Genomic DNA, 24617 nt, shown 5'->3' with positions numbered 1-24617 from the left:
TAGTACGGGCTTAAACGCAACAATTGAGTGCTAATCGAGTGATTCGTCCAGTTTCTCCATATCTCTTCTCAGCATTTCTTTCAACGGCTCAAAACTCTGATTCCGGTCGAGCCAGCCGTTTTCAATGATTTCGGCGGCATCTTTTCTCGCCGTCTCGAGCGCCCTGTAATCGTGTACCATATCCGCAACTTTGAATTCCGGCAAACCGCTCTGTTTCTTTCCGAAAAAATCACCCGGTCCCCTTATTTTCAGATCCTCTTCCGAAAGACGGAAACCATCCGTCGTTTCGGTCATGATTTTCATTCTCTCTTTCCCGGTCTCCCCTTTGGGATCGGCCAGTAAAATACAGTGGCTCTGCCGTTCCCCTCTTCCGACGCGACCGCGAAGCTGGTGAAGCTGCGAAAGGCCGAAACGATCGGCATCATAGATAACCATAAGGCTGGCGTTAGGAACATCCACTCCTACTTCCACCACTGTCGTGGACACAAGGATTTGTATCCGGTTATCAGAGAAACGGTGCATTATTTCCTCTTTCTCTTCATTGGACAATTTCCCATGCATTAAACCGACAGTAATGTCCGGGTGGTATACTTCCCTGAGCTGTTCGAAGAGCTCTACGGCATTCTGGATATCGAGTTTGTCCGACTCCTCGATCAAAGGACAAATAACATATGCCTGTCCTCCGTCCTCCACTTCCTTACGAATAAATCCCAGTACCCGCTCCGTCATTTTACCTTTTACCCAGTAGGTTTCTATTTCTTTTCGGCCCGAGGGCATCTGATCGATGGAGGATACGTCCATGTCCCCGAATGCAGTAATCGCCAGCGTACGCGGAATCGGAGTCGCCGTCATAAATAAAACGTCAGGTTTCATCCCTTTCTCGCGGAGCGTTCGTCTTTGTTCGACCCCGAACCTGTGCTGTTCATCAATAACAATAAACCCGAGGGAGTTGAATTTCACTTCTTCCTGAATAAGGGCATGGGTGCCTACGAGCACATCAATCGTACCGTTCTCCATTTCCTCCATGATGTCTCTTCTCCGCTTCCCTTTTACGGACCCGGTCAGCAGAGCGATAGTCAGTCTTTCTCCGAACATCCGGCGGAGAGATGCCGCATGCTGTTCAGCAAGAATTTCCGTAGGGACCATCAGTGCAGCCTGTTTTCCAGACGTTACTGCTCCATACATACTGATAGCTGCAACTACCGTTTTTCCTGAACCCACATCTCCCTGCAGGAGGCGGTTCATCCGGTGCGGTGACTTCATATCTTTCAATATTTCTGCCAGAGATCTCTTTTGTGCTTCCGTAAGCGTAAACGGCAGTGATTGCACGAATTCCGTCAAAAGTCCGTTATCGTAGTGGAGCGACGTGCCGGAGGTCGCTTCCTTGTACTTCTTCCGCAACAGTTGCATACGCAGTTGAAAAACGAGGAATTCCTCATACGTAAACCTTCGCCGGGCATGTTTCAGCAAAATACGCGATTCCGGAAAGTGCATATGACGGACCGCTTTTGACCGCGCCGGCAATTTATACATGTCGAGATAATCCGGAGGGAGCACCTCCTCAATTTCCGATCCATATTCTTCCACCGCCTGTTTCATCACTTTCCGCAGTGCGGCTATTTTCACATTTTCATTTACGGAATATACCGGCTGTATAGGTTCTTCGGATTTCGCTTCTCCCTTTTTAAAGTGGGTAGCCGTCAGCTGCAGACGGTGCATGTCAAATTTACCGGTGACAGTTACAACATCTCCGGTTTCCAGGTTCTTCTTGGCAAATGCCCTGTTAAACATGACGACTTTAACCGCAAACTCCCCCACCTGCATCGTAAACGTCAAACGTGACTTTTTCTTTCCATAATAAGCAAGGGAAGGCTGCGTGGCTACCTTCCCCTCCAGTGTGGCTGTTTCATTGTGTACGAGCTCCGTCAGCGGTTTCACTTCAAACTCATCATATCGGAACGGAAAATAAAACAGCAGATCACTTATCGTATATATTCCCAGTTCATTCAAATAAGAGGCCAGTTTCTCACCGACACCTTTTATTTGCTGTACCGATTGCTCCAACAATTCTTCTCACTCTTTCCCGGTTCAAGACCCATAAATTTTCTTCTCCAGTGCTTTGCCGGTAGGTGTTGCTGCAAGACCTCCTTCAGCTGTTTCACGAAAAGCCGAAGGCATGCGCTGGCCGACCTTGAACATAGCATCTATCACTTCATCGCACGGAATTCTGCTGGTAACTCCTGCAAGAGCCATGTCCGCAGAGACTATAGCCTGAGATGCCCCCATCGCATTTCTTTTAACGCACGGAACTTCAACCAGTCCGGCCACGGGATCACAAATTAATCCTAGCATATTTTTCAGAGTGATAGCCATAGCTTCAGCTGTCTGTTCAGGAGTCCCTCCTGCCATCTCGACGATAGCTGCCGACGCCATACCGGCAGCCGAACCGACTTCAGCCTGACATCCTCCAGCAGCCCCGGAAATGGAAGCATTGTTTGCAACCACGAATCCGTAAGCACCTGAAGTGAATAAATAGCGGAGCATGTCCTCCCGGGAGGCGTTAAGTCTGTCTTTCACTGCGAAAAGGGTTCCCGGAACACACCCGGCGCTTCCCGCCGTCGGAGTAGCACAGATCCTCCCCATCGCAGCGTTCACTTCGTTCGTTGCCACCGCCTTGCTTACTGCATCAAGGAGAAGACCTCCCGATAACGGCTGTTTTTCTTTCATGTACTTCTGAATAAGTACAGCATCCCCACCAGTGAGTCCACTGTGAGATTGTACTCCTTTGAGTCCTTCTTCCACCGCTTCCTCCATTACAGTAAGGTTCTCTTCCATCTGAGCCATCACCCTATCCCGGCTCAGTTCTTTCGCTTTCATCTCCTGTCTGATCATCACTTCGGATACAGGGATATTCTCTTCTTTTGCTTTTTTAATCAATTCTGATACATTACGAAACATGCCGTTCTCCCCTTTATTCTGAAATACGTGCAGCTCTCGAGATATGATCAGCTTCCTGAAGTTCTTCCATAACCGAATCCGTCAGGTTCTGATCCACTTCGATAATCATTAAAGCCTTAGCACCTTCTGCTTTCCGTGAAACTTCCATTCTTCCTATGTTTATCTTTTCTTTAGCCAGTATGGCGGTAGCCGAAGCTATTGCACCGTAGCGGTCATCATGCAAAAGAACGACTGCGGGATGTTCGCCTGTGAGATGAAGAGGGAAACCGTTCAGTTCGGTGATTTCAATTTTTCCTCCCCCGATGGATATACCTGTAAGTTCAAGCTCTTCAGTACCGCTTTTCAGGCGCAGCCTGGCAGTGTTCGGATGTTCCGGTTCAGCTTGTTCTTCGTGTATAAGTACTTTAATCCCTTCTTTTTCCGCAGTTTCAAGAGACGTTTTAATCCGGTCATCGAACGTCTCGTACCCGAGCACACCTCCGACAATCGCCACATCTGTCCCGTGACCTTTAAACGTAGACTTGAAAGAACCGTAAAAATGTATATCGATTTCTTCCGGTGTCCTTCCGAATAAATCTCTGGCCGCTCTTCCGATACGTGCGGCTCCAGCCGTATGAGAACTTGACGGACCTATCATAACCGGACCAATTATGTCGAACACAGACCTGTACTTCATCCTACCCTTCCTCTCTCCATAAATCATCTATTGTCATTTTATCACAAAAATCTCATTCCCCCTACTTTCATCCGTTAATGTAATGCTGATATGACAGCATAGATAGCGCTTACAAATTCCCTGTTTGCTATATTATCCCGTAACGGGTACAATAATAAGCTGTGGGTTCCTACGAAACCGGGCGGGAGAGGGACAATTTCATAAGGAGATCGAAATGCTGAATAAAAACGGAAAGCAAAATTCCTGGAAACAGGAACTGATCGCCGGATTTATCGGTTATTTCACGACCGTATACATCGTTGCCGTTAACAGTCAAATACTCTCTGATGCAGGCCTTCCCCTGGAAACAGGAATGGTGGCCACCATAGCAGCAAGTGCACTCGGGTGTCTTCTTATCGCCCTGTATGCCAATGCTCCTATGGTACTCATACCGGGTATGGGGATTAACGCACTATTTGCTTACTCCATTGTCGAGGGTGCGGGATTCACTTATGAACAGGGTCTGGCTGTCGTTGTCGTCGCCTCCCTGGTCTTCCTGATTACTGCTTTCACTTCTCTTGGAGCCTGGCTGAGCAGGGCACTGCCTGTATCGCTTATACATGCGATTACGGTAGGTATCGGGTTTTTCCTTGCTCTTCTCGGTCTTGAAAAAGGCGGTATAGTAGTGAAAGGAGAACAGTCGCTCATTGCTCTCGGGGAACTGTCTTCGCCGGTCGTTCTTACCAGTGTTGCGACACTGTTTATTGCGATTTTTCTCTTTGCGAAGAATGTTCCGGGCAACTTCCTGATCACCCTTGCAGTCGGCACAGGGATAGCCTATTTTGCCGGAATATTGGGCGAACCCCAGCCTTCCCTTAATTTCAGGGAACAGCAGTGGGTTTTCGCGCCTGATTTTTCCGTGGTCACTGAGTTCGGCTTCTGGATGGGAGTCTTCCCATTAGCTCTTGTGCTTATATTCGAAAATATGGGACTGATACACAGTCAGCTGGATATGGTCGGAAATAAAACCGATACGAAATTCCATAAATCCTACCAGGCTACCGCTTTTTCTTCTTTTACCAGCGGATTTCTCGGCACATCCCCTACCGTCTCTTCGGCAGAAAGTGCAGCCGTAATTGCAGCTGGCGGGAAGACCTGGCGCGCCTCTTTAACAATGGCGATACTTTTCATCGCCACACTGTTTCTTATTCCGTGGATATCTATTGTTCCGTCCACCGCCATCAGCCCGATTCTCATTATCGTCGGTTCCCTGATGGTTCAGGAAATCAAGCACATTCCTTTCGATGACTTATCAGAAGCACTCCCGGCATTTCTTATGATAGCGATGATCCCTTTCACTTACTCCATTCCCGATGGGTTGGCATTCGGATTTATCGCCTATCCTCTCGTTAAAATAGCGATGGGAAAACAGAAAGAGCTGACCGTGCCGATAATTCTTATCGCCTCGGCCTTTCTCATAGAATTACTGCTCAGGGCTCTATCTCTGTAGTATAAGAATGATTAAACTGTTATATTTTTCCATAATAAAAAGCGCACCTTTTGTGGTGCGCTTTTTATTATTCAACAGAGAATATATAAGAGTAGATGGGCTGACCGCCTTCATGCACCTCTATTTCCACATCTTCGAATTCCGCTTCAATAAATGATTTCAGATCGGTCAGTTCCTTCTCTGACACTTCCTCTCCGTATATCACCGTCAGAATTTCGTCTTCCTCAGCAATCATATCGGAAAGCAGTACCTTGGCCGTCTGCAGACGGTCAGAATCCGAAACCGCTATATCACCATCATGGATCCCCATGAAATGATCTTTCTCTATCGAGACTCCTTCTATTTTTGTATCCCGTACTGCATAAGTTACCTGGCCGGTCTTGACTTCTCCAAGCAGCCCGTCCATCGCTTCCTTATTTTCCTCAAGACTCAATTCAGAGGAGAATCCAAGCATAGCGCTCATCCCCTGGGGTATGCTTTTGCTCGGAACTACAGCCACCTCTTCTTCTGCAAGATCGGCTGCCTGTTCTGCAGACATTATAATATTCTTATTGTTAGGGAGAATAAGTATGTGTTTCGCATGAGCTTTTTTGATAGCTTCCGATATATCTTTCGTAGACGGATTCATCGTCTGTCCGCCTTCGATAACTACCGATACGCCGAGGCTTTCAAAAAGTTTCTTCACCCCGTCACCCATAGCAACTGTTACGATGCCTAATTCGCTTTTCTCACGGGGAGGGGACGCTTTGTCACCTACAATAGACGTGTGCTGTTCCCTCATATTTTCTATTTTAATATTCGTCAGACTTCCGTATCGCTGACCAAGACTCAGGGCTTTGCCCGGGTCTTCCACATGAACGTGGACTTTGATAAGCTCTTCATCCGATACTACGAGAAGAGAGTCGCCGAATTCACTTAAATCTTCGCGAAAAGCATCTTCATCATAAGCGGTTTCTTCAAGCTTTGCTTCTTCGAACTTCACCATGAACTCCGTGCAATATCCATAGTGGATATCTTCCGTATTCATAAAATCCTGGTTCAATTTATGGTGTTCGGCACTGACCATGTCTTCCATATCAATTGAAGTATCTTCTTCCTGCACCTCTTCTCCTTTGAGATTGGCAAGAAACCCTTCATAAATAGTCAGAAAACCCTGGCCCCCGCTGTCGACGACTCCTACTTCCTTCAATACAGGAAGCAGTTCGGGTGTGTTTTCCAGAGACTTTTTCGCAGCTGTTACTACCCGTTCGAGAAACGGGATGAACTCTTTTTCCTCTTCCGCGGCCTTCTGAGCTTCTTCACTTGCCTCGCGGGCCACCGTAAGAACCGTGCCCTCCACCGGTTTCATAACTGCTTTGTAAGCCGTTTCCACCCCTCGGGCCATGGCGGTGGCATAGTCTGTGGTCGTTACTGTCCGTTTCGTTTCCATCGATTTTGAAAATCCGCGGAACAGTTGGGACAAAATGACACCCGAGTTGCCCCGTGCTCCCATCAGCAACCCTTTGGCTAAAGCTTTGGAAACCTCTCCGGTATGATCACTCGTAATACTTTTAACTTCTTCCTGACCTGAAGTCATGGAAAGGTTCATGTTTGTACCCGTATCCCCATCAGGAACGGGAAACACGTTCAGAGCATCAATCATTTGAGCATTCTTCGACAAGTAGCGGGAACCCTGAAGCACCATCGCTGCGAAGGTCCGCCCATCCAACTCCTGTAAACTCACGCTTCTTCCTCCTTTAGCTGACTTTCTCAGTTTGATCTAATCGTCACTCGTCACTCGTACGCCCTGTATATAGATGTTAACGGAGCTTACCGTGAGTCCGATCGTTTTGCCTAAAGTATATTTAACCTGAGATTGTACGTTGTGGGCTATCTCGGAAATTTTCGTACCATAACTCACAATGATGTACATATCAATATGTACTTCTTCCTCTTCCTGACGCACTACCACTCCCCGGGAGAAGTTCTCTTTCTTCAACATTTCCGACAGTCCGTCTCTCAGCTGATTTTTCGAAGCCATGCCTACTATACCGTAGCATTCTACTGCAGCCCCACCGGCGACTGTGGAAATAACTTCGGTGCTTATTGTAATTTGACCATTATTTGTATTCATTTCTACCGACATTCGGATCCTCCTTTAACATGTTCTCCATGCCCAGCAATTATAACACAGGACGACCTTCTTCCCTATAATACTCTGTAACAATTGAATCGTTCTGTCAAGAGGAAATTCTTGATATAATGGATTGCATTACGTTTTTGACTATGATAGAGTAATTAAGTATCTAAATTGTAAATTGGAGGGATTCGATATGGCACGTCGTTGTGTCGTTTCTGGACGTAAAACCCGGAGCGGGAACAATCGTTCTCACGCTATGAACGCAAATAAACGTAAATTTAAAGCTAACGTACAAAAGGTTCGCATCCTCGTTGATGGAAAACCGAAAAAAGTTTACGTTTCTGCCCGCGAGCTGAAATCAGGCAAAGTAACTCGCGTATGATGCTAAAAAGCACCCCTCGGGGTGCTTTTTTTTATTATTCAGGAATGTGTGGAGCTGCATCTCTGCTTTTGATCGTCAGCACGATCCCCTCTTCAAAGGAATAAGTTCCAGTTTCCTTTTCCAGTTCGTTGGAAAGGCACAACGTGGAGCCGATAGGCAGATCCTCCGCTTCCAGATGATACTTGAACCCCTGCAGGGACAAGCTCTTCACCTTAAGGGAAAGGGGGATGAAAGACACGTAAGGGTAATCGTCACTATATTCAACGGTATGCACCCCCGGAAGTTTCACTTCCATTTCGTTTTGACGGTCCACAATCGTCCCTTTAAGATTTTGCTGAATCATGGGGTACAGAAGTTGAATGTTAGCCAGCGTGTGATCCATCCTTCCGCCTGTAACCCCGTAAAACAGAATATGATCCGCTCCTTTCGAAATGGCTTCCTGTACTGCCAGTTCAAGGTCTGTCTCATCTTTTTCACGGGAGTAAACCTTCGTTTCGTAAGCTTCTTCTTTGATTTTTCGAAGCGTGTCGGAAGTGACCGAGTCAAAGTCACCGATTGCCAGATCCACACGCATCCCTCTTTCCAAAAGCACCTGCGCTCCACCGTCTGCTCCTATCCAGAAAGATACATCCTCGTAAAAGTTCTCCGGTATATACTGCGACGGTCCCCCGCCTACAATTGCAATTAAGCTCATATCTGAAAGCCCCTAACTGTCACGAATTTCTGATACAGCTTTTTCCCGGTCCCGGTCGTTGAATATCGCACTTCCGGCCACGAGCACATCAGCTCCTGCCTGTTTGCATAAGCCGGAGGTTTCTTTATTGACTCCTCCGTCCACTTCAATTTCGTAGGAATAATTGTTCATTTCTTTTCTCCACGTATAAAGTTTCTCCACTTTCTCCATGACCTCCGGAATAAACTTCTGACCTCCAAAACCGGGGTTTACGGACATCACCAGTACAAGCTCCACTTCATGCAGAATCGGTTTTAGCATTTCGACAGGGGTTGCCGGATTAATAACCACGCCGGCTTTTGTCCCGCTGTTTTTTATCAGCTGAATGGTTCGGTGCAGGTGAGATGTAGCCTCCTGATGAACAGTAATTATGGATGCGCCCGCTTCGGCAAATGCCTCCACATAATTTTCCGGGTCACTGATCATCAGATGAACGTCCAGCGGCAGATCAGTTACCGGACGAATAGCTTTTACGACAGGTATACCTATAGAAATATTAGGTACGAATTTTCCATCCATAACATCAACATGGATATAATCCGCTCCTGCCTGTTCCACTTCCTTAATTTCCGATTCCAGGTTGGCAAAATCTGAAGCAAGAATAGATGGGGCTATTTTGGTCATAATTCAATACCTCGGCTTTCTGTTTTGTATTTCGTGTAAAAATTCAATGTAATGGTCGTACCTGAACTCATGGATATTCCCATCCTCGACTGCCTGTTTCACAGCACACTTTGGTTCCCTGTCATGTATACATCCCCTGAATTTACAATCGGGAGCGTACTCTCTGATTTCCGGAAAGCACTCTGCCAGACTCACAGATGTTACCGGATCAAAATCGAGAGAGCTGAACCCGGGGGTGTCCGCCACCAGACCTCCATTGATTGAAAACAGCTCGACTCTCCTCGTCGTGTGTTTTCCTCTGCCAAGACTGCGGGATATTTCTCCCGTCTCGAGAAAAAGAGAGGACTGCAGAGCATTCAGCAGAGTGGACTTCCCTACCCCCGATTGTCCTGCTATCACAGTTGTTTTGCTTTTGAAAAGATCTTTGACCCGGGTGAGTGCCTCTTCGTTTCCGGGATCAGTCAAAATGACCTCGTATCCTGCCTGCTCGTAAATCCTGCGGTACTTTGCTATATCTTCCGAAGCGGTAACCCGGTCCTGTTTTGAAATGACAATTACAGGATTTATCATTTTAGCCTCTATTAAAACTAAGAACCTGTCGAGCAGTCGGGAGTTGAACTTAGGTTCCACCGCAGAGACTACCACGATTGCCTGATCAATATTGGCAATAGGAGGACGAATGAGTTCATTCGATCTTTCTTCCACAGAAAGAAGGTACCCTTGTTCAGGGTCGAATTGAACGACATCCCCGACAAGCGGGCTGATTTTTTTGTTTCTGAACAATCCACGACCTCTACAACGGTAAACTTCCTCACCCATCAACACATCGTAAAACCCGCTCAGTGATTGGATAATGATACCCCGAGCCATCCAATTCCTCCTCTAATATTCCGTCTTACCTTCTTTCACAATGTCCCCGTGCTTCTCTACACGGTATACAGCTTCCTCTCCTTCTCTTATCTGCACATCTATTTCCACAGTTTTCTCTTCCGTAATGACTTTTTCCAGGAAAACTTCTTCATCTTTCGTATTGGCATCTTTCAAAAATATCTGATACGTCTCCTCTTCCCCATTTTCCCCGGTGTAGGGCAGATCGAAAGTCAACGTCTTTTCTTTCATCGGTTTCTCCTTCTGGCCCAGTGAAAGACTTATAGTGACCTTGGTACCTCTCTCAATTTCCGAGAAAGCGTCCGGAGACTGGGAGACTATTTTTCCGGCCTCCACTTCCCCCGAAAACTGTTCCTCGACTTTCATCTTCATCCCCTCTCCTTCCAGGTATTCCCGGGCTTTGTCCTCACTCATTCCCCTCAGGGGTCTGAGCAGAACCTTCGGAGGACCGGAGCTTACTCTGAACAATACACTGGTCTCGCCGGGGATCACTTTGCGATCGGCAGCCGGCTGCAGTTGTTCAAGAATTTCACCCGCGGGACGTTCCGAACTGTTATGGATGGAAAACACGGAAGTGAACCCTTTTTCTTCAAGTGTTTTTTTTGCTGCCCTGAAGTCTTCCCCTGTGTAATCCGATATCTTAACAGTCCTTTTCCCCCTACTGGAGACGACTGTGACTTCCGTTTCTTCAGGAACCCTGCTGCCAGGAGAGGGGCTTATCTGAATTACGTCGCCTTCCTCCACGTCATCGGAATAGGCACTTCCTCTTTCCACCTGCAGACTGGAATCGAGAAGAGTGCTGTAAGCATCTTCATATTCCATTCCGGTAACATCAGCCACTTCGACTTCTTTCGGTCCAAGAACCATTGGTACTGCTACAGCCGCCCCTCCACCTATAAACAGAAAAATGATAAATGCGATAATCCAGACTCTGCCCTTTTTCCTCTTTTTCTCCCTCAGAGGTTTGCCGCCTGCATGTCGTAAAGTCTCTTCCGCGCCCCCGGAACGGTAGTCTTCCGTCACCACAGGAATCGCCTTCGTTTCTTCGCCTTCTTCCTCCGGGAGTTTAAAAGGAGCAGGGTTTCTTTCCGTCAGACATCTGCTTAAATCTTCATCCATTTCTTCAACTTCAGAGTAGCGGTGCAGGGGGTTTTTGGCAGTGGCTTTCAATACGATATTTTCTATACTTTGCGGGACTTCAGTATATTTGGATATGGAAGGTGTATCATGCTGGAGATGTTTCAGTGCGACAGATACCGGAGACTCCCCGGAAAAAGGGAGGCGGCCGGTCAATAGTTCGAACAGGACGATACCGAGAGAATAAATGTCTGATCTTCTGGTCGCTGTACCTCCTCTGGCCTGCTCCGGTGATAAATAGTGGACGGAACCGAGCACAGAATTCGTCTGGGTAAGTGCAGTGGAGGAAAGTGCCATGGCTATACCAAAGTCGGTCACTTTCACTGTTCCCTGAGGGCTGATAAGAATGTTCTGAGGTTTAATATCCCGGTGAATCAGACCGTTGGCATGAGCATAATCCATAGCTTCGGTGATCTGTCTCATAATGCCGACAGCTTCAGCAGGGTCGACCGGGGAATGGTACTGTATGTATTTTTTCAGCGTCATCCCTTCTATGAGTTCCATTACCATGTAATAGATGCCCTGTTCTTCGCCCACATCAAATATATTTACGATATTGGGGTGGTTAAGACTTATGGAAGCCTGGGCTTCACGATGGAACCTGGCGATGAACTCTTCATCTTCCCCGTACTCCATGCGAAGCACTTTAACTGCCACTTCCTGCTCGCTGACAGTGTCAAAAGCTAAATAAACATACGCCATCCCTCCGCCGCCAATCATTTCCTTTACAAGATAGCGGTCATTTAGCCATTGATTTTCAAGCATTATCTTTCACCTTCTTTATCAGTAAAAGCAGACCTTTTAATGACGGCAAGAGAAATATTGTCTTCTCCTCCACGCTCATTTGCCAGGTCAATCCAATGTTGTACGAGCCCTTCGTCCTGCTCGCTGAAGTCCTGGAGTTTTGAGAGTTCCGGATCCGATACCTTATCTGTCAAGCCGTCGGAACAAAGCAGAATTCGTGTCTCTCCTTCTGTTGAAGGAAAGTACAGATCAGGTGAAATATTCTTCTCTGTTCCGATAGCCTGGGTAAGAATATTTTTTCTCGGGTGGTCTTCTGCTTCTTCCTCGGAAATCCGGCCGGCACGTACCATTTCATTAACGAGGGAGTGGTCGCTGGTAGCCTGATGGAACCCGTTAACATCAGCTATGTAACAGCGACTGTCACCGACGTTCACTATGCCGATCATATGCGGTGTACACACGGCAGCTACCACCGTCGTGCCCATCCCCTGGTACTCCCTGTGTAGAGAGCCCAGGCGGAGGACTTCCCCGTTGATTTCATGAATTATCTCTTCGAACCAGCCTTTTATATCTTTGGAATCTGTAAAAGACTCCTTTTCGTTAAAAGATGCTTTCATACGATCTACGGCAATTTTGCTTGCTACATCTCCCGCCCGGTGTCCGCCCATACCATCCGCAACGATGGCCAGCCAGAAATTTCCATATGGGTGTTTACTGACAGAACCCGAATCTTCATTGTGAGGTCTTACTTTCCCTTTATCTGTGCGAAAAAGTCCTTCCACACTCTCACCTCATTTCGATTTTTTTCTGAGCAGAGTAACAAAAAATCCGTCGGAGTCCGCATCCTGAGGGAAAATTTGAAGACCGACCCGGGAAACGACCCGATGCTGTAAGTCTTCCGGCACTTTGTCGCCGAAATCTTCCGTTTCAAACGCCGGGTGGCGCTTCAGAAAATCCCGTACTGCTTCGTCATTTTCATGCCGGTCTACTGTACAGGTGCTGTACACCAGCAGACCATTCTCTTTCAACAGTGGTACCACGTGATCCAAAATATGGTCCTGAACTTCCCTCAATCTGTAAATATCTTCTTCTTTCTTACTGTATTTAATATCGGGTTTACTCCGTATAACTCCAAAACCTGAACACGGAGCATCTACCAGTACGTGGTCGAACGTTTCATTGTTATGCTTATCCTGAAGTTTTCTGGCATCGTAATTCTCCGCATGAATGTTCGTCAGCCGGAGAATATTCGCCTTCTCTCTAATAAGACCTGCTTTCTTCTTATGGAGATCGTAGGCATAAACGGTGCCCTCATTCTTCATCTTTTCGCTTATATGAGTGGTTTTTCCTCCCGGGGCGGCACAGGCATCAAGTACTGTCTGTCCCGGCTCGGGATTCATCAGTTCGGCCACAAGCATGGAGCTCTGATCCTGAATAGTCACAAGCCCTTCCCGGAAAAGGCGATGTTTAATGATATTCCCCTCATGTACAATGATCCCCTGGGAGGAAAAGCGGGACTCTTCGACCTCAAACCCGTCCCGTTCAAGTTCTGTTACGGCCTCTGCCCTGCTCAGAAGTAAAGGCTGTACTCTTATGCTTTCCGGCATGCGAAGCTGGTTCGTCATGCACATACTTTCTGTAGTCTCATACCCGTACTGATCGATCCAGCGGTTGACCAGCCAGTAAGGATGGCTCGTTCGTATAGCGAGTCTTTCGGCAGAGTCTTCGATTTCGTCTGCAGAACGGACTCCTTCCCTTTGTACAGACCGCAGAACCGCGTTTGTAAACGAGGCTGTCCCCTTGTGACCTTTTCGTTTGGATATGGATACAGCCTCATTCAACACAGCATGATCCGGGATCCGGTCAAGCATTTCCATTTGATACACGGACATATAAAGGAGCCACTTCACCCAGGGAGTGATTTTCTTCTGCTTTTTCATAAAGGGCTCCAGCCAGTAATCCAGCAGATCTCTGTGCTGAAGCGTTCCATATACGAGTTCGGTGAGAAGACCGGCATCCTGAGAGGAGAATTGGCCATTTTCAATTTCCCGATTGACGAGAACGTGGCTGAACCCGCCTTCTTCTCCGACACGGGTCAAAAGATATAGAGCTGATTCCCGCACTGTATTACTCATCGTTTTCACCCAGCACTTCTCCGATTTCCATCGTCTGGCCGATACCATTGATAAAAGAAGTTCCGTCCATCCGTTTTTTACCGGAAGGCTGCAGTTCTGTAATAACAACGCTGTTTCCGTCCCCGCAGACGACGATTATTCCCTCTTTTGTTTTATCTATCACTGTACCGGGAGCCTGGCTCCCGGTCTGGTCGTACTTTTGTGCAGCCCATAACTTCAGCGGTTTCCCGCCCCAGTAAGTATAGGCGACCGGCCACGGGCTCATTCCGCGTATATGCCCCCACACCACGTCACGGGGTAGGCTGAAATCGACGAGTTCTTCCCCTCTTTTAATGGTAGGAGCGAAAGTAGCTTTGGAAGCATCCTGCTCCTCTGCTTCAATGGTGCCATTTATAAGAGATGGTAAGGTTTCCGACAGCAATTCAGCGCCGGTCTGCGCCAGTTTATCATGCAGACTGCCTACATCATCTTCTTCATTCACATTTATCCTTTTCGCGGAAAGCATATCTCCTGCATCGAGTTCCGGAACCATATACATAATGGTTACACCGGTCTCTTTCCTGCCATCCATCAGCGCATAGTGGATAGGAGCCGCTCCCCGATATTCGGGAAGAAGGGATGCATGAACATTTATCGCTCCAAGTCGCGGGTAATCGAGAAGGCTTTTCGGTAAAATCTGCCCGTACGCCGCAGTGATTATCAGATCCGGGTCATACTCCAATATTTTCTGATATTCTTTCTTCACTTTTTCGGGCTGAAACACCGGGATACCCGATGCTTCCGCCGCTTCTTTCAACGGTGGAGGGGTTAAAATCTTCTTTCTCCCTTTCGGCCTGTCCGGCTGTGTTACTACAAGTGAGATGTTGTATCCTTCTTCTATAAGTCTATTCAAAACCGGAACAGAAAAATCCGGTGTTCCCATAAGTACAATGTTCGTCATAAAAATATCCTTCCCTTTACATAAGCTGGTACGGTTGAAAATCAACGATAATCTGTAAACCGTTCTGCTCTTTCATTTCGCTTTCATAGTAATTCATTATTCTCTGAACATACTTCTGCTGGTCCGGTTCTGATTTGTATTTTACCATTGTTTGATAGCGATATCTATTATTGATCCGTTCAAGCGGGGAAGGAGTCGGCCCCAGCACCTCGGCAGTCTCCGAGAGATTCTGCTTCAGATATTGAGCGATTTTTCTGGTGACTTCCTGCGCCTGGAATGTATTGGGGTGCGAAACAGTGAGCAGCGTCAGGTAATAAAAAGGAGGGTAATGGAACATTTTTCTGTACTTCATCTCCTCCTCGTAGAACCGGTTGAAGTCATACGTACTGGCCAGCTGGATGCTGTAATGATCAGGAGTATACGTCTGAACGACCACCTCGCCCTCTTTCTCGTGACGTCCCGCTCGACCGCTCACCTGGGTTAACAGCTGAAACGTCTTCTCGGACGCACGGAAATCCGGGAGATTCAACAGGGAGTCTGCAGCAAGTACTCCTACAAGCGTGACGTTCCCGAAATCAAGGCCTTTGGCTATCATTTGAGTGCCGAGCAGAATGTCCGCTTCATTGTTTCCGAATTTTGTGAGCAGCTTCTCATGTGCCCCTTTTCGCCTCGTAGTATCTACGTCCATCCGAATTATTCTGGCTTCGGGGATCAGCTGTTGAAGATGCTCTTCCACTTTCTGCGTTCCCGTACCAAAATACCGGATCGTTTTACTTTCACATTCCGGACACTTCGAGGGCATCGGTTTTTCAAAAGAACAGTAGTGGCATTTCAGACGTTCCTGATTCCGGTGATACGTCATGGAAATATCACAGTACGGACATTCGACGACGTGCCCGCAGTCCCTGCACATAACGAAAGTGGAATAACCCCTCCGGTTCAGGAACAATACGGACTGTTCTCCCTTTTGGAGACGCTCTTCAAGTTTTGCTTTCAACGACTGGGAAAACATGGACCTGTTCCCTTCGTGCAGTTCATCTCTCATGTCGACCAGTTCCACTGTCGGCATAGCCTGTTCATTCATACGTTCAGGCAGTTCAAGAAGCCGGTAATTTCCTTTTTGTGCTCTGGCGAAGCTTTCAAGGGAAGGAGTCGCCGACCCGAGCACTACCGGGCAGCCATGTTCCGAAGCCCGCTTCAGAGCTACGTCCCTTGCATGGTATCTCGTCCGGTCTTCCTGTTTATAACTCGTTTCATGTTCCTCATCGATGATGATGAGACCGAGGTTTCTGAAAGGGGCGAAAATCGCCGAGCGGGCTCCTACTACAACCTGAACGTCCCGCCGCTGGATTTTTCGCCATTCGTCGTACTTTTCCCCGGCGGAAAGCGCACTGTGTAATACTGCCACTTTAGATCCGAATCTACCTTTGAATCGTTCCACCATCTGCGGAGTAAGTGCTATTTCCGGCACCAGCATAATCGCTTCTTCCCCACGTGCCAAAACTTCCTGGATGGACTGCATGTAAACTTCCGTCTTTCCACTTCCGGTCACACCATGCAGCAAATACACATCAGGCTTTTCATTCTTCACCGAACCCACAATCTCATCCATAGCCTGCTGCTGATATCGGGTGAGCGGGGGAGGGCTCGTACTCGTAAAGGTATGGCCTTCATAAGGGTCCCTTAAAATTTCCTGGCTGTAGGATTGCAAATACCCCTTCTTAAGAAGGGGGTTCAGTGAAGCATCCGTCGTCTTTACGAAGTTCAGTAAATCTTTTTTCGGAATAGGATCAGGGTAGTCCACAAAAAAGTCGATCAGAGCCCGCTGTTTTTTAGCCTGTGCAGGTATCTCTGCAATCAGTTCCTCTAATCTCACCGGGTCCGCTCCCGGTTCAATTACAGTGATTTTCCGTTTAGTTTCTTTACTTTTCACTTCATAACGTACATCGAGATAGCCATCATCCACCCACTTCTTTAAGTGATGATATTTGAAAGAAGATGCTTCCCATTCTTCGCTCGTAAGCACGTCGCTCCCCTGGAACAGATTTTCCAGCTCTTCGGGAAGGTGTTCTTCTATTCTCCAGATTTCTTTTTTATATTTTGCTTTCAACACCTGTGGAAGCATTACCTGGAGACAGGAAATATAGAAGCTGAGCGTCCGGGAGGCAAGCCATTTCCCCAAACGCAGAAGCTCAGGGGTAAGGACAGGAGTAACATCCAGCACTTCCTCCAGAGATTTGACTTTCTCCACATCGGTCCTCTCTTCAAATCCTACAACATACCCGAGTATTTTCCTCGGACCAAATGGTACAATCACCCGCATACCTATGTCGATAACATGAGTGAATTCTTCCGGGATTAAATAGTCAAAAGGCCGGTTCGTCTGGTTCGTCGGAACGTCGACGATCACTTTAGCGATCATACATCCTTCATCTCCTCGGCGATTCTGTAAAGGATCTCTTTTGCCGTTTCCTGTTTATCAAGAAGAGGGAGGGTCTCCTCATTCCTTTTGCTCATCCAGATAACCCGGTTCGTGTCTGCGGCGAATCCCGATCCTTCTTCGGAAACATCGTTAATTACGACAGCATCCAGGTTTTTGCTTTCCAATTTCTGTCTTCCATACTCTTTCACCTGCTGCGTTTCTGCTGCAAATCCGACAAGGAACTGGGTTTCTTTCCGCCTCCCGAGCTCTTTTAAAATATCGGTCGTACGTTCCATGCTTACTCCTAACGCTTCGTCTTTTTTCTTCATCTTGTGTTCGTAAGTTACGGAAGGCCGGTAATCCGCTACAGCAGCCGTTTTGATCGTCACGTCCTGCCCCGGAAAATGTTCGATTACCGATTCAAACATATCGGAGGCGGAAGTAATATCAATTCTGTTCACACCCGGAGGAGTCTCCAGGTTTACGGGTCCGCTTATAAGGGTCACTTCAGCTCCCATCTCGGCGGCCTGCCCTGCAAGAGCGAAGCCCATCTTACCGGTGGAAGGATTGGAAAAGAAACGCACCGGATCGATTTTTTCCCTTGTGGGTCCTGCCGTAATAAGAATTCTCTTTCCCTGTAATACTTTCGTCCTTTTCATTTCATTCTCGAGTACGGTTATAATCGTTTCAGGTTCCTCAAGCCTCCCTTTGCCTACGTATCCGCAGGCGAGATAGCCGTCCCCCGGTTCTATGAATTTGAATCCGAAGCTGTTCAGCTTCTTAAGGTTGGAGATGACCGAGGGATGCTGGTACATGTGCACGTTCATGGCCGGGGCTATATAAACGGGAGCTTCCGTTGCCAGCAAAGTCGTCGTGAGCATATCATCAGCGATGCCGTTCGCAAGTTTTCCGATAAGGTTGGCAGTAGCAGGAGCCAGCATAAACAGGTCAGCCCAGTCAGCCAGGTCTACGTGCTGCACTCCTTCCGGGTCCTGTTCATCAAAAGTGTCATCGTACACAGGCTGTCTCGACAACGCCTGAAAAGTGGAGGCACCGACAAAGTTTTTAGCGTGATCCGTCATGATCACTTTCACGACTGCCCCCTGCTGCGTTAGCTTACTTGTAAGCGAAGCTGCTTTGTAGGCGGCGATTCCGCCTGAAACCCCAAGTACTATCTTCTTATTCTCAAGCATAAACGGTCCCTCCTCAGGTAAATGGAATCCTCTGCTATAAACAAGAGCCGCGTTGTCCACGCGGCTCTTTCCTGAAACTATTAATCTTTCTCCGTACGCGTGTGCACTTTATCCGAATACGAATAGGAAAGTACCCCTTCTTCGATTTCCTGCAGTGCGACACCGACAGACTGTGGTGACTTCGTCTTTTCAACGAGCGGTTCTGCTCCCTGCTTCAGTTCTCTCGCCCGGCGGGCAGAGAGAGCTACGAGGGTGTATTTCGAACTGATCTGCTTTTGCAGAGAGTCGATGGACGGTTCAAGCATCATGTTAAATCCTCCTCCAGTGCCTGTTTATATTGTTTTGCAACACGGCTTCTTTTGCAATGTTCACTTAGTACAACGGACTGTACTTTAGAGACGGCATGGTCCACATTATCATTTACGATGACATAATCATAATTATCCATCATATCGATTTCGTCTCTTGCAGCTTCCAGTCTCGCCTTAATTTTCTCTTCCGTTTCCGTACCCCTGTTCACGATTCTGTCTTTCAGTTCTTCAAGGGAAGGAGGAATGAGGAAGACGAATACTCCCTCCGGAAAGTTTTCGCGAACCTGCAACGCCCCATTCACTTCGATTTCGAGAAATACGTCCTTACCTTCTTCGAGAGTCTGCTGCACATACGCTTTCGGTGTGCCGTAATAGTTATTCGCATACTCCGCGTACTCTATGAGTTCGCCCTCGGAGATCAGTTTTTCGAATTCGTTTCTCGTTTTGAAGAAATAATCCACTCCGTCTTTCTCACCTTCACGTGGTGCTCTTGTAGTCATGGAGATCGAATATCTGAGGTCAGTATCCTGTTCAAAAAGAGCTTTGCGGACCGTCCCTTTTCCGACACCGGATGGGCCGGATAATACAAATAAGATACCTTTTTCTTTTATCACACCGCTTTTCCTCCTAGTTATCGTCAGAAGTTTCTTCGTGACTCAGCACGCGTTGTCCTACTGTCTCCGGCTGCACTGCAGACAGGACTACATGATCGGAATCTGTTACGATCACGGCACGTGTGCGCCTTCCATATGTAGCATCGACCAGCTTGTTGTTGTCTCTCGCAATAGTAATAATCCGTTTGATAGGGGCTGACTCAGGGCTCACAATTGAAATGATGCGATTCGCTGAAACGACATTCCCGAAACCTATGTTGATTAGTTTTAAACTCAAATCCGTATCCTCCCAACAACTTTTGACTAACACTATATTACCCTCATTATAGGCGATTCCAAGCGTTTTCCTCAAGTGATACGCCGGATAATTTAGATGCTTTTCGTTTTATATTCCACAACCATGCAGTATAGTGTAACAAAATTTTTCGGTTTGTGCGATACTTGAACGTACGTTTGTGTTCCGTGCTATACTGTGACAAGAGGTGAAGACATTATGGCATTCGACGGAATCGTAACACGCGCAACGGTTCATGAACTGAACGAAACATTGCAGACAGGAAGAATCACTAAAATATATCAGCCTACGGAAACAGAACTCGTATTTCAGGTGAGAAAAGACAGGACTAACCATTCGTTACTCGTCTCCGCTCACTCTGTTTACTCGAGGTTCCATCTGACGGAAGACTCGTACGACAATCCTAAGCAGCCCCCTATGTTCTGTATGCTCCTTAGAAAGCATCTTGTAGGAGGTTTTCTTGAACGGGTCGAACAGATAGAGAACGAACGGATTGTACACATGCAAATTCGAACGAAAAACGAAATAGGCGACGAGACACTTAAAACGGTAATTATAGAAATCATGGGCAAGCATTCGAACGTAATGCTCGTGGACCGGGAAGGCGGACACATTCTTGACAGTATCAAACACCTGCCGCCAGCCCAGAATACGTACAGGACCATTATGCCCGGACAACCTTACATCGCACCGCCCGGGCAGGGGAAAATTTCTCCCCTGAACCTCGATGGAGAGGATATCGTGCGTAAACTGGACTTCAATTCAGGGAAGATGGACCGGCAGCTTCTGAATATCGTCATGGGCTTCTCCCCTGTCATTACAAAGGAAGTCGTTTACAGAGCCGGTCTCGGAAACGTATCCGGCTTCAGTGAAGCTTACGATTCATTAAAAGAGCTGATCACGTCCCATTCCTATACACCTGCTGTTTACGACGGGGAGAAAGAAACTTTTCACGTTCTGCCACTTGAACACTTGAATGCCGAGCGCACGGTTTATACCTCTGTCAGCAAAATGCTGGATGCTTATTATTCCGGAAAAGCGGAACGGGACCGGGTGAAGCAGCAGGCAGGGGATCTGCACAGATTCCTTAAAAATGAAATCGACAAAAACCACCGCAAAATTAAAAAGCATGAAGAAACGTTGAAAAAATCAGAGGCTTCCGAGGATTATCAGAAATTGGGAGAGCTTCTTACAGCTCACATGCACATGGTTAAAAACGGAGACGCCGAGGTGACGGTAACGGACTATTACAAAGAAGACCAGCCGGATCTCGTCATCGACCTGAACCCTAATAAAACGGCGAGTCAAAACGCCCAGAACTTTTTCCAGACATATCAGAAACTGAAAAACTCTAAAATATACGTCGAAAAGGAAATCAGGAAAACAGAAGGAGAAATCGAGTATCTGGAAAGACTCCTTCAACAGGTGGAAGCCGCAAGAACCCAGGACGTGGAAGAAATCAGGGAGGAATTGCGGGACGAAGGTTATATGAAAAAACGTGCGAACACCGGAAAAAGAAAAAACAAAAAACAGAAACCTTCGCCGGAGAAGTATACTGCTTCCGATGGCACAGAACTGTACGTAGGGCGAAACAATCTGCAAAATGAGTATGTAACCAGCAAACTCGCTAATAAAGAAGATATCTGGCTGCACGCAAAAGATATCCCCGGGTCTCACGTCGTCATTAAAGACAACGACCCCACAGAGGAAACCCTTACGGAAGCAGCTCAGCTGGCAGCTTACTTCAGTAAGTACTCGGCTTCTTCTTCCGTCCCTGTAGATTACACGAAAATCAAGTATGTAAAAAAACCTTCCGGGGCTAAACCGGGATTTGTGACGTATGATCGGCAGAAAACCCTGTTCGTCACTCCGGAAGAAAAATCGATCAGACAACTGCGACGTAACGCTGAAACCGAAAATCGGTCAACCGGACAGTAAGAAGATAAGATTCTGATAAGTAAAAAACTCATACAGGCCCGGCAGCTCAGGAGATATTCTCCGGTTCTGCCGGGCCTTTTCTGTCATTGCAAAGAGCAGCTTCCGGAACTTACGTGCCCTTTTTCTCCTTCATCGAACTCCGCCAATTTTCCAAAACTCTTTTATTTTCTTCATTCAGATTCAAAGTATCGACCAGTTCCGAATAAGTGAGTAAAGAGCTGAAAGAAAGATCTCCCTCACCGAATGCATCTGCTGATTGTGGCAGTTCGTATGTAAATATACTTAAAACTTCCTTCACTTGGGCTCCGGTATCTTTCAATGCTTCTGCAGCCTGCACCGCCGAACCCCCGGTGGAAATGAGATCTTCGATTACGACGACCCTCTGTCCCGCGGTAATCTCTCCCTCAATAAGATTTTCTTTTCCATGCTTCTTTTTGGACCCTCGCACATACACCATCGGCAGCCCGAGTTCTTCAGCCAGCCAGGCTGCGTGAGGGATGCCTGCCGTGGCACATCCAGCAATCACATCCACTTCCCCAGGCAGTTCTTTGATTCTGGCTGCAAACTGCCTGCATATTTCCTTTCTGACGGATGGGTAAGAAATTGTAAGACGGTTATCACAATATATCGGGGATTCAATACCGGAGGTCCACGTGAAAAATTCAGCGGTGTTAATTTGAATAGCCCCGATTTCCATTAATGCCTCTGCTAACTTCACTTTATCCAATCTCCCTTCGTATCGCTTCGTATATTTCTTTCGGATTATCCGCTTCCGTAACAGCTCTTCCCACTACAATGGCGGTCGCCCCCTCCCGCCTCGCTTCCTCTGGAGTAGCTGCACGTTTTTGATCGTGCTTACTTTCCGTTTCCGTACGGATGCCCGGAGTGAGAGTGAGAAATTCTTTTTTTACACGGGTGTTTATCATCTTAGCCTCGTGGACGGAGCAAACCACCCCGTCCATCCCGCATTCCTGAGCCTGCAGAGCGAGGTTCATTACATTCTCCTTCAGACTCGAAGAAATACCAAGCTCTCTATTCAGCATCTCCTCCGTAACGGAAGTCAGTTGAGTGACTGCCAGCACCACCGTATCACCAGCGGCACGCCCGGCACGCTTCATCATTTCTTTTCCGCCCTGGGCATGGACGGTGAGCACTTCTACATCCAGAGAGACAAGACTTTTCACTGCCCCCTCGGCCGTAGCCGGAATATCGTGAACCTTTACATCAAGGAATACCGGATGCCCCCTCTTCCTCAATTCACGCACAATAGCAGGCCCTTCTTTATAGAACAGCTGCATTCCTACCTTAACAGGAACTTTTTCGAGATTGTGCGCTTCCAGAAACTCGAGCGCTTCCTCTTTCCCGGGGAAATCAAGAGCTATATAAAGCGGACGTAACGTTTTCAATAGTGAGCCCCTCCAATCGCTTCTTCCGCAGAAGAAAAACCGTATTCCCGGAGCACTCCGGGTAAGTCAGCAATTATTTCGGGCATGACGAACGGATTGTGGAAATTCGCTGTACCCACGGCCACAGCGGATGCTCCGGCCAGTAAGAACTCCAATACATCTTCAGCAGACCCGATGCCTCCCATGCCTATAATAGGGACGGAGACGTACGGATAAACTTCGTGGATCATACGGATAGCTACAGGTTTGATTGCAGGCCCTGATAAACCGCCTGTCTGATTATGAAGCAGGGGACGTCTCCTCTCTTTCAAAATCTGCATTCCCGTAATGGTGTTGATCATGGACAATCCGTCCGCGCCTGCCTGTTCGCAGGCTACTGCCATCCCCCTTATATCCGTCACGTTCGGAGAGAGTTTTACATAAACCGGTACTTCCGATACTTTTTTTACCTGTCCAACCACGTTCGAAGCGAGGTCAGGATCGGTTCCGAACTGGATTCCTCCTTCTTTCACGTTCGGACAGGAGATATTCAACTCAAGCGCCTGTACATGTGGAGACATTTTCTTTGCTGTTTCTGCATATTCTTCAGGGGAGGACCCTGCTATATTCGCGATTTTCGGAAGTGCATATTCGTTCAGAAACGGCATTTCTTCGCTTATTATTTTATCGACACCCGGGTTCTGTAATCCGATAGCATTCAGCATACCGCTTGAAGTTTCGGCGACTCTCGGTGTTTTGTTACCCAACCGGGGCTCTTTCGTAGCAGCCTTCATAATTACTGCTCCAAGAGTATCGAGATCATAGAACTGCGCATATTCTTTACCGAAACTGAAGCATCCGGAAGCAGGCATGACGGGATTTTTCAATTCCAGTCCGGGTAAATGTACATGCAAACTCATGGCAGTTTCACCCTCCCCTTCGGAAAAACAGGCCCGTCCTTACATACGTTGACGTAACCGCCATCCGTGGTTTCGACAGTACAGGCGAAGCAGGCCCCGATAGCACAGCCCATCCTCTCTTCCATGGAATTATAGCCGGGGATGGCAAGTTGTGCTTCCAGAGCTTTCAGCATGGGGTTCGGTCCGCACGCATAATAAACATCAGCTTCCGGATCCAGCCACTTCGTAACCAGTCCTTTTTCACCGGAAGAACCATCGTCTGTAACTACCGTCACTTCCGCATACTCCTCCATTTCTCTTCTGTAAAAAACTTGATTTACAGATTTGAAACCTAATACAGCACTGACTTTTTTGCCATTCTTATGCAGTTCTTTTGCAAGCCAGAGTAACGGGGGTACACCGACCCCTCCTCCTACAAGCATCACCTTTTTCTGCTCGGGCAGGGTGAACCCGTTTCCAAGGGGACCGAGAACGTTAACCGTCTCCCCCCTCTTTTTGTTCGCGAGGGTTCGTGTACCTTCTCCGAACGTCTTATAGACCACGGTGATTTCCCTTCCGGAGGAAGAAGCAAGTGATAACGGACGTCTGAGCTGATGGGGAGGATCTACAAGGATGTGCACAAACTGACCGGGCTCCGCAGGGAAAAAAACATCAGTCTGTAATGTTATTTCGTACGTACACTCGGCAATTTCTCTATGGTTCACGACTTTCATA

At 47.5% G+C, this 24617-nt stretch carries 24 protein-coding genes; 3 read left to right on the top strand and 21 right to left on the bottom strand.

The window, feature by feature from the left end; translation table 11 throughout:
• Positions 1-30: 30 nt before the first annotated feature.
• Genes recG through sdaAB form a run of 3 tightly spaced genes read right to left on the bottom strand, consistent with a single transcriptional unit; the run spans position 31 to position 3634 of the window.
• Positions 31-2067: an ATP-dependent DNA helicase RecG gene (gene recG / locus BW931_RS04555; RefSeq protein ID WP_008587969.1), complete on the bottom strand. Its 2037-nt coding sequence runs from the start codon at positions 2065-2067 to the stop codon at positions 31-33.
• 21 nt (positions 2068-2088) lie between these two features.
• Entirely contained in the window at positions 2089-2958 is an 870-nt protein-coding gene (sdaAA, locus tag BW931_RS04550; RefSeq protein WP_076570352.1) for an L-serine ammonia-lyase, iron-sulfur-dependent, subunit alpha, read from the bottom strand.
• A gap of 13 nt (positions 2959-2971) precedes the next feature.
• On the bottom strand, positions 2972-3634 hold the full coding sequence (gene sdaAB, locus BW931_RS04545) for an L-serine ammonia-lyase, iron-sulfur-dependent subunit beta (protein ID WP_008587974.1): 663 nt from the start codon (positions 3632-3634) through the stop codon (positions 2972-2974).
• Between the two features lie 214 nt (positions 3635-3848).
• Here sdaAB and BW931_RS04540 point away from each other — a divergent pair, with 214 nt between their 5' ends.
• Positions 3849-5123, top strand: a complete 1275-nt coding sequence (locus BW931_RS04540; RefSeq protein WP_076570350.1) for an NCS2 family permease — start codon at positions 3849-3851, stop codon at positions 5121-5123.
• A gap of 67 nt (positions 5124-5190) precedes the next feature.
• On the opposite strand, the gene BW931_RS04535 is transcribed toward BW931_RS04540, so the two are convergent.
• Both BW931_RS04535 and BW931_RS04530 read right to left on the bottom strand, forming a co-directional pair.
• A complete protein-coding gene (locus tag BW931_RS04535) occupies positions 5191-6846 on the bottom strand; it encodes a DAK2 domain-containing protein (RefSeq protein ID WP_076570348.1) in 1656 nt (551 codons plus the stop codon).
• Between the two features lie 36 nt (positions 6847-6882).
• Entirely contained in the window at positions 6883-7248 is a 366-nt protein-coding gene (locus tag BW931_RS04530; protein ID WP_008587979.1) for an Asp23/Gls24 family envelope stress response protein, read from the bottom strand.
• A gap of 187 nt (positions 7249-7435) precedes the next feature.
• Between BW931_RS04530 and rpmB the strand changes: the two genes are divergently transcribed.
• Complete coding sequence (gene rpmB / locus BW931_RS04525) at positions 7436-7624, top strand: 50S ribosomal protein L28 (RefSeq protein WP_008587981.1); 189 nt, start codon at positions 7436-7438, stop codon at positions 7622-7624.
• A gap of 34 nt (positions 7625-7658) precedes the next feature.
• Here rpmB and BW931_RS04520 read toward each other — a convergent pair whose 3' ends face one another.
• The 12 genes from BW931_RS04520 to remA all read right to left on the bottom strand — a co-directional run bounded on the left by BW931_RS04520 (position 7659) and on the right by remA (position 19642).
• A complete protein-coding gene (locus tag BW931_RS04520) occupies positions 7659-8318 on the bottom strand; it encodes a thiamine diphosphokinase (RefSeq protein ID WP_076570346.1) in 660 nt (219 codons plus the stop codon).
• A gap of 12 nt (positions 8319-8330) precedes the next feature.
• Positions 8331-8981: a ribulose-phosphate 3-epimerase gene (gene rpe, locus BW931_RS04515; protein ID WP_076570344.1), complete on the bottom strand. Its 651-nt coding sequence runs from the start codon at positions 8979-8981 to the stop codon at positions 8331-8333.
• A gap of 3 nt (positions 8982-8984) precedes the next feature.
• Positions 8985-9851, bottom strand: a complete 867-nt coding sequence (gene rsgA / locus BW931_RS04510; protein WP_076570342.1) for a ribosome small subunit-dependent GTPase A — start codon at positions 9849-9851, stop codon at positions 8985-8987.
• 12 nt (positions 9852-9863) lie between these two features.
• Entirely contained in the window at positions 9864-11771 is a 1908-nt protein-coding gene (gene pknB, locus BW931_RS04505; RefSeq protein ID WP_076570340.1) for a Stk1 family PASTA domain-containing Ser/Thr kinase, read from the bottom strand.
• Complete coding sequence (locus tag BW931_RS04500; RefSeq protein ID WP_076570338.1) at positions 11771-12532, bottom strand: Stp1/IreP family PP2C-type Ser/Thr phosphatase; 762 nt, start codon at positions 12530-12532, stop codon at positions 11771-11773. Before BW931_RS04500 ends, pknB begins: the two co-directional genes overlap by 1 nt.
• A 9-nt stretch (positions 12533-12541) precedes the next feature.
• A complete protein-coding gene (gene rsmB, locus BW931_RS04495) occupies positions 12542-13885 on the bottom strand; it encodes a 16S rRNA (cytosine(967)-C(5))-methyltransferase RsmB (RefSeq protein ID WP_076570645.1) in 1344 nt (447 codons plus the stop codon).
• Positions 13878-14825, bottom strand: coding sequence for a methionyl-tRNA formyltransferase (fmt, locus tag BW931_RS04490; protein ID WP_076570336.1), 948 nt, complete (start codon positions 14823-14825; stop codon positions 13878-13880). Before fmt ends, rsmB begins: the two co-directional genes overlap by 8 nt.
• Before the next feature lie 16 nt (positions 14826-14841).
• Positions 14842-17247, bottom strand: a complete 2406-nt coding sequence (priA, locus tag BW931_RS04485) for a primosomal protein N' (RefSeq protein WP_076570334.1) — start codon at positions 17245-17247, stop codon at positions 14842-14844.
• Positions 17244-18440: a bifunctional phosphopantothenoylcysteine decarboxylase/phosphopantothenate--cysteine ligase CoaBC gene (gene coaBC / locus BW931_RS04480; protein ID WP_076570331.1), complete on the bottom strand. Its 1197-nt coding sequence runs from the start codon at positions 18438-18440 to the stop codon at positions 17244-17246. Before coaBC ends, priA begins: the two co-directional genes overlap by 4 nt.
• A gap of 80 nt (positions 18441-18520) precedes the next feature.
• The gene (gene rpoZ / locus BW931_RS04475; protein ID WP_076570329.1) at positions 18521-18748 is read right to left on the bottom strand and encodes a DNA-directed RNA polymerase subunit omega; all 228 of its coding nucleotides are present in this window, start codon (positions 18746-18748) and stop codon (positions 18521-18523) included.
• Positions 18745-19365, bottom strand: a complete 621-nt coding sequence (gmk, locus tag BW931_RS04470; protein WP_008589803.1) for a guanylate kinase — start codon at positions 19363-19365, stop codon at positions 18745-18747. The genes rpoZ and gmk overlap by 4 nt, the downstream gene beginning before the upstream one ends.
• Positions 19366-19378: 13 nt before the next feature.
• Positions 19379-19642, bottom strand: coding sequence for an extracellular matrix/biofilm regulator RemA (remA, locus tag BW931_RS04465; RefSeq protein ID WP_076570327.1), 264 nt, complete (start codon positions 19640-19642; stop codon positions 19379-19381).
• Between the two features lie 216 nt (positions 19643-19858).
• Between remA and BW931_RS04460 the strand changes: the two genes are divergently transcribed.
• Positions 19859-21598: an Rqc2 family fibronectin-binding protein gene (locus BW931_RS04460; protein ID WP_076570325.1), complete on the top strand. Its 1740-nt coding sequence runs from the start codon at positions 19859-19861 to the stop codon at positions 21596-21598.
• A 109-nt stretch (positions 21599-21707) separates the two neighbouring features.
• On the opposite strand, the gene pyrE is transcribed toward BW931_RS04460, so the two are convergent.
• Genes pyrE through BW931_RS04440 form a run of 4 tightly spaced genes read right to left on the bottom strand, consistent with a single transcriptional unit; the run spans position 21708 to position 24616 of the window.
• On the bottom strand, positions 21708-22316 hold the full coding sequence (pyrE, locus tag BW931_RS04455) for an orotate phosphoribosyltransferase (protein WP_084193850.1): 609 nt from the start codon (positions 22314-22316) through the stop codon (positions 21708-21710).
• 1 nt (position 22317) lies between these two features.
• On the bottom strand, positions 22318-23004 hold the full coding sequence (gene pyrF / locus BW931_RS04450; protein ID WP_076570321.1) for an orotidine-5'-phosphate decarboxylase: 687 nt from the start codon (positions 23002-23004) through the stop codon (positions 22318-22320).
• Positions 23001-23903, bottom strand: coding sequence for a dihydroorotate dehydrogenase (locus tag BW931_RS04445; RefSeq protein WP_076570319.1), 903 nt, complete (start codon positions 23901-23903; stop codon positions 23001-23003). Before BW931_RS04445 ends, pyrF begins: the two co-directional genes overlap by 4 nt.
• A complete protein-coding gene (locus BW931_RS04440; protein WP_076570643.1) occupies positions 23900-24616 on the bottom strand; it encodes a dihydroorotate dehydrogenase electron transfer subunit in 717 nt (238 codons plus the stop codon). Before BW931_RS04440 ends, BW931_RS04445 begins: the two co-directional genes overlap by 4 nt.
• Position 24617: the final 1 nt, after the last annotated feature.

This window comes from Salimicrobium salexigens (genome assembly GCF_900156705.1).
GTDB classification, from domain to species: Bacteria; Bacillota; Bacilli; order Bacillales; family Halobacillaceae; genus Salimicrobium; species Salimicrobium album.
This window is presented reverse-complemented; position numbering and strand designations above follow the sequence as displayed.

Coding starts and splice junctions, on each gene's coding strand:
- sdaAB (WP_008587974.1), bottom strand. CDS start 3,634: ATGAAGTACAGGTCTGTGTTCGACATAATTGGTCCGGTTATGATAGGT.
- BW931_RS04445 (WP_076570319.1), bottom strand. CDS start 23,903: ATGAGTTTGCATGTACATTTACCCGGACTGGAATTGAAAAATCCCGTC.
- rpe (WP_076570344.1), bottom strand. CDS start 8,981: ATGACCAAAATAGCCCCATCTATTCTTGCTTCAGATTTTGCCAACCTG.
- BW931_RS04520 (WP_076570346.1), bottom strand. CDS start 8,318: ATGAGCTTAATTGCAATTGTAGGCGGGGGACCGTCGCAGTATATACCG.
- fmt (WP_076570336.1), bottom strand. CDS start 14,825: ATGACGAACATTGTACTTATGGGAACACCGGATTTTTCTGTTCCGGTT.
- sdaAA (WP_076570352.1), bottom strand. CDS start 2,958: ATGTTTCGTAATGTATCAGAATTGATTAAAAAAGCAAAAGAAGAGAAT.
- priA (WP_076570334.1), bottom strand. CDS start 17,247: ATGATCGCTAAAGTGATCGTCGACGTTCCGACGAACCAGACGAACCGG.
- BW931_RS04540 (WP_076570350.1), top strand. CDS start 3,849: ATGCTGAATAAAAACGGAAAGCAAAATTCCTGGAAACAGGAACTGATC.
- BW931_RS04530 (WP_008587979.1), bottom strand. CDS start 7,248: ATGTCGGTAGAAATGAATACAAATAATGGTCAAATTACAATAAGCACC.
- BW931_RS04440 (WP_076570643.1), bottom strand. CDS start 24,616: ATGAAAGTCGTGAACCATAGAGAAATTGCCGAGTGTACGTACGAAATA.
- rsgA (WP_076570342.1), bottom strand. CDS start 9,851: ATGGCTCGGGGTATCATTATCCAATCACTGAGCGGGTTTTACGATGTG.
- rpoZ (WP_076570329.1), bottom strand. CDS start 18,748: ATGATGCTTGAACCGTCCATCGACTCTCTGCAAAAGCAGATCAGTTCG.
- pknB (WP_076570340.1), bottom strand. CDS start 11,771: ATGCTTGAAAATCAATGGCTAAATGACCGCTATCTTGTAAAGGAAATG.
- rpmB (WP_008587981.1), top strand. CDS start 7,436: ATGGCACGTCGTTGTGTCGTTTCTGGACGTAAAACCCGGAGCGGGAAC.
- rsmB (WP_076570645.1), bottom strand. CDS start 13,885: ATGAGTAATACAGTGCGGGAATCAGCTCTATATCTTTTGACCCGTGTC.
- BW931_RS04460 (WP_076570325.1), top strand. CDS start 19,859: ATGGCATTCGACGGAATCGTAACACGCGCAACGGTTCATGAACTGAAC.
- coaBC (WP_076570331.1), bottom strand. CDS start 18,440: ATGCTTGAGAATAAGAAGATAGTACTTGGGGTTTCAGGCGGAATCGCC.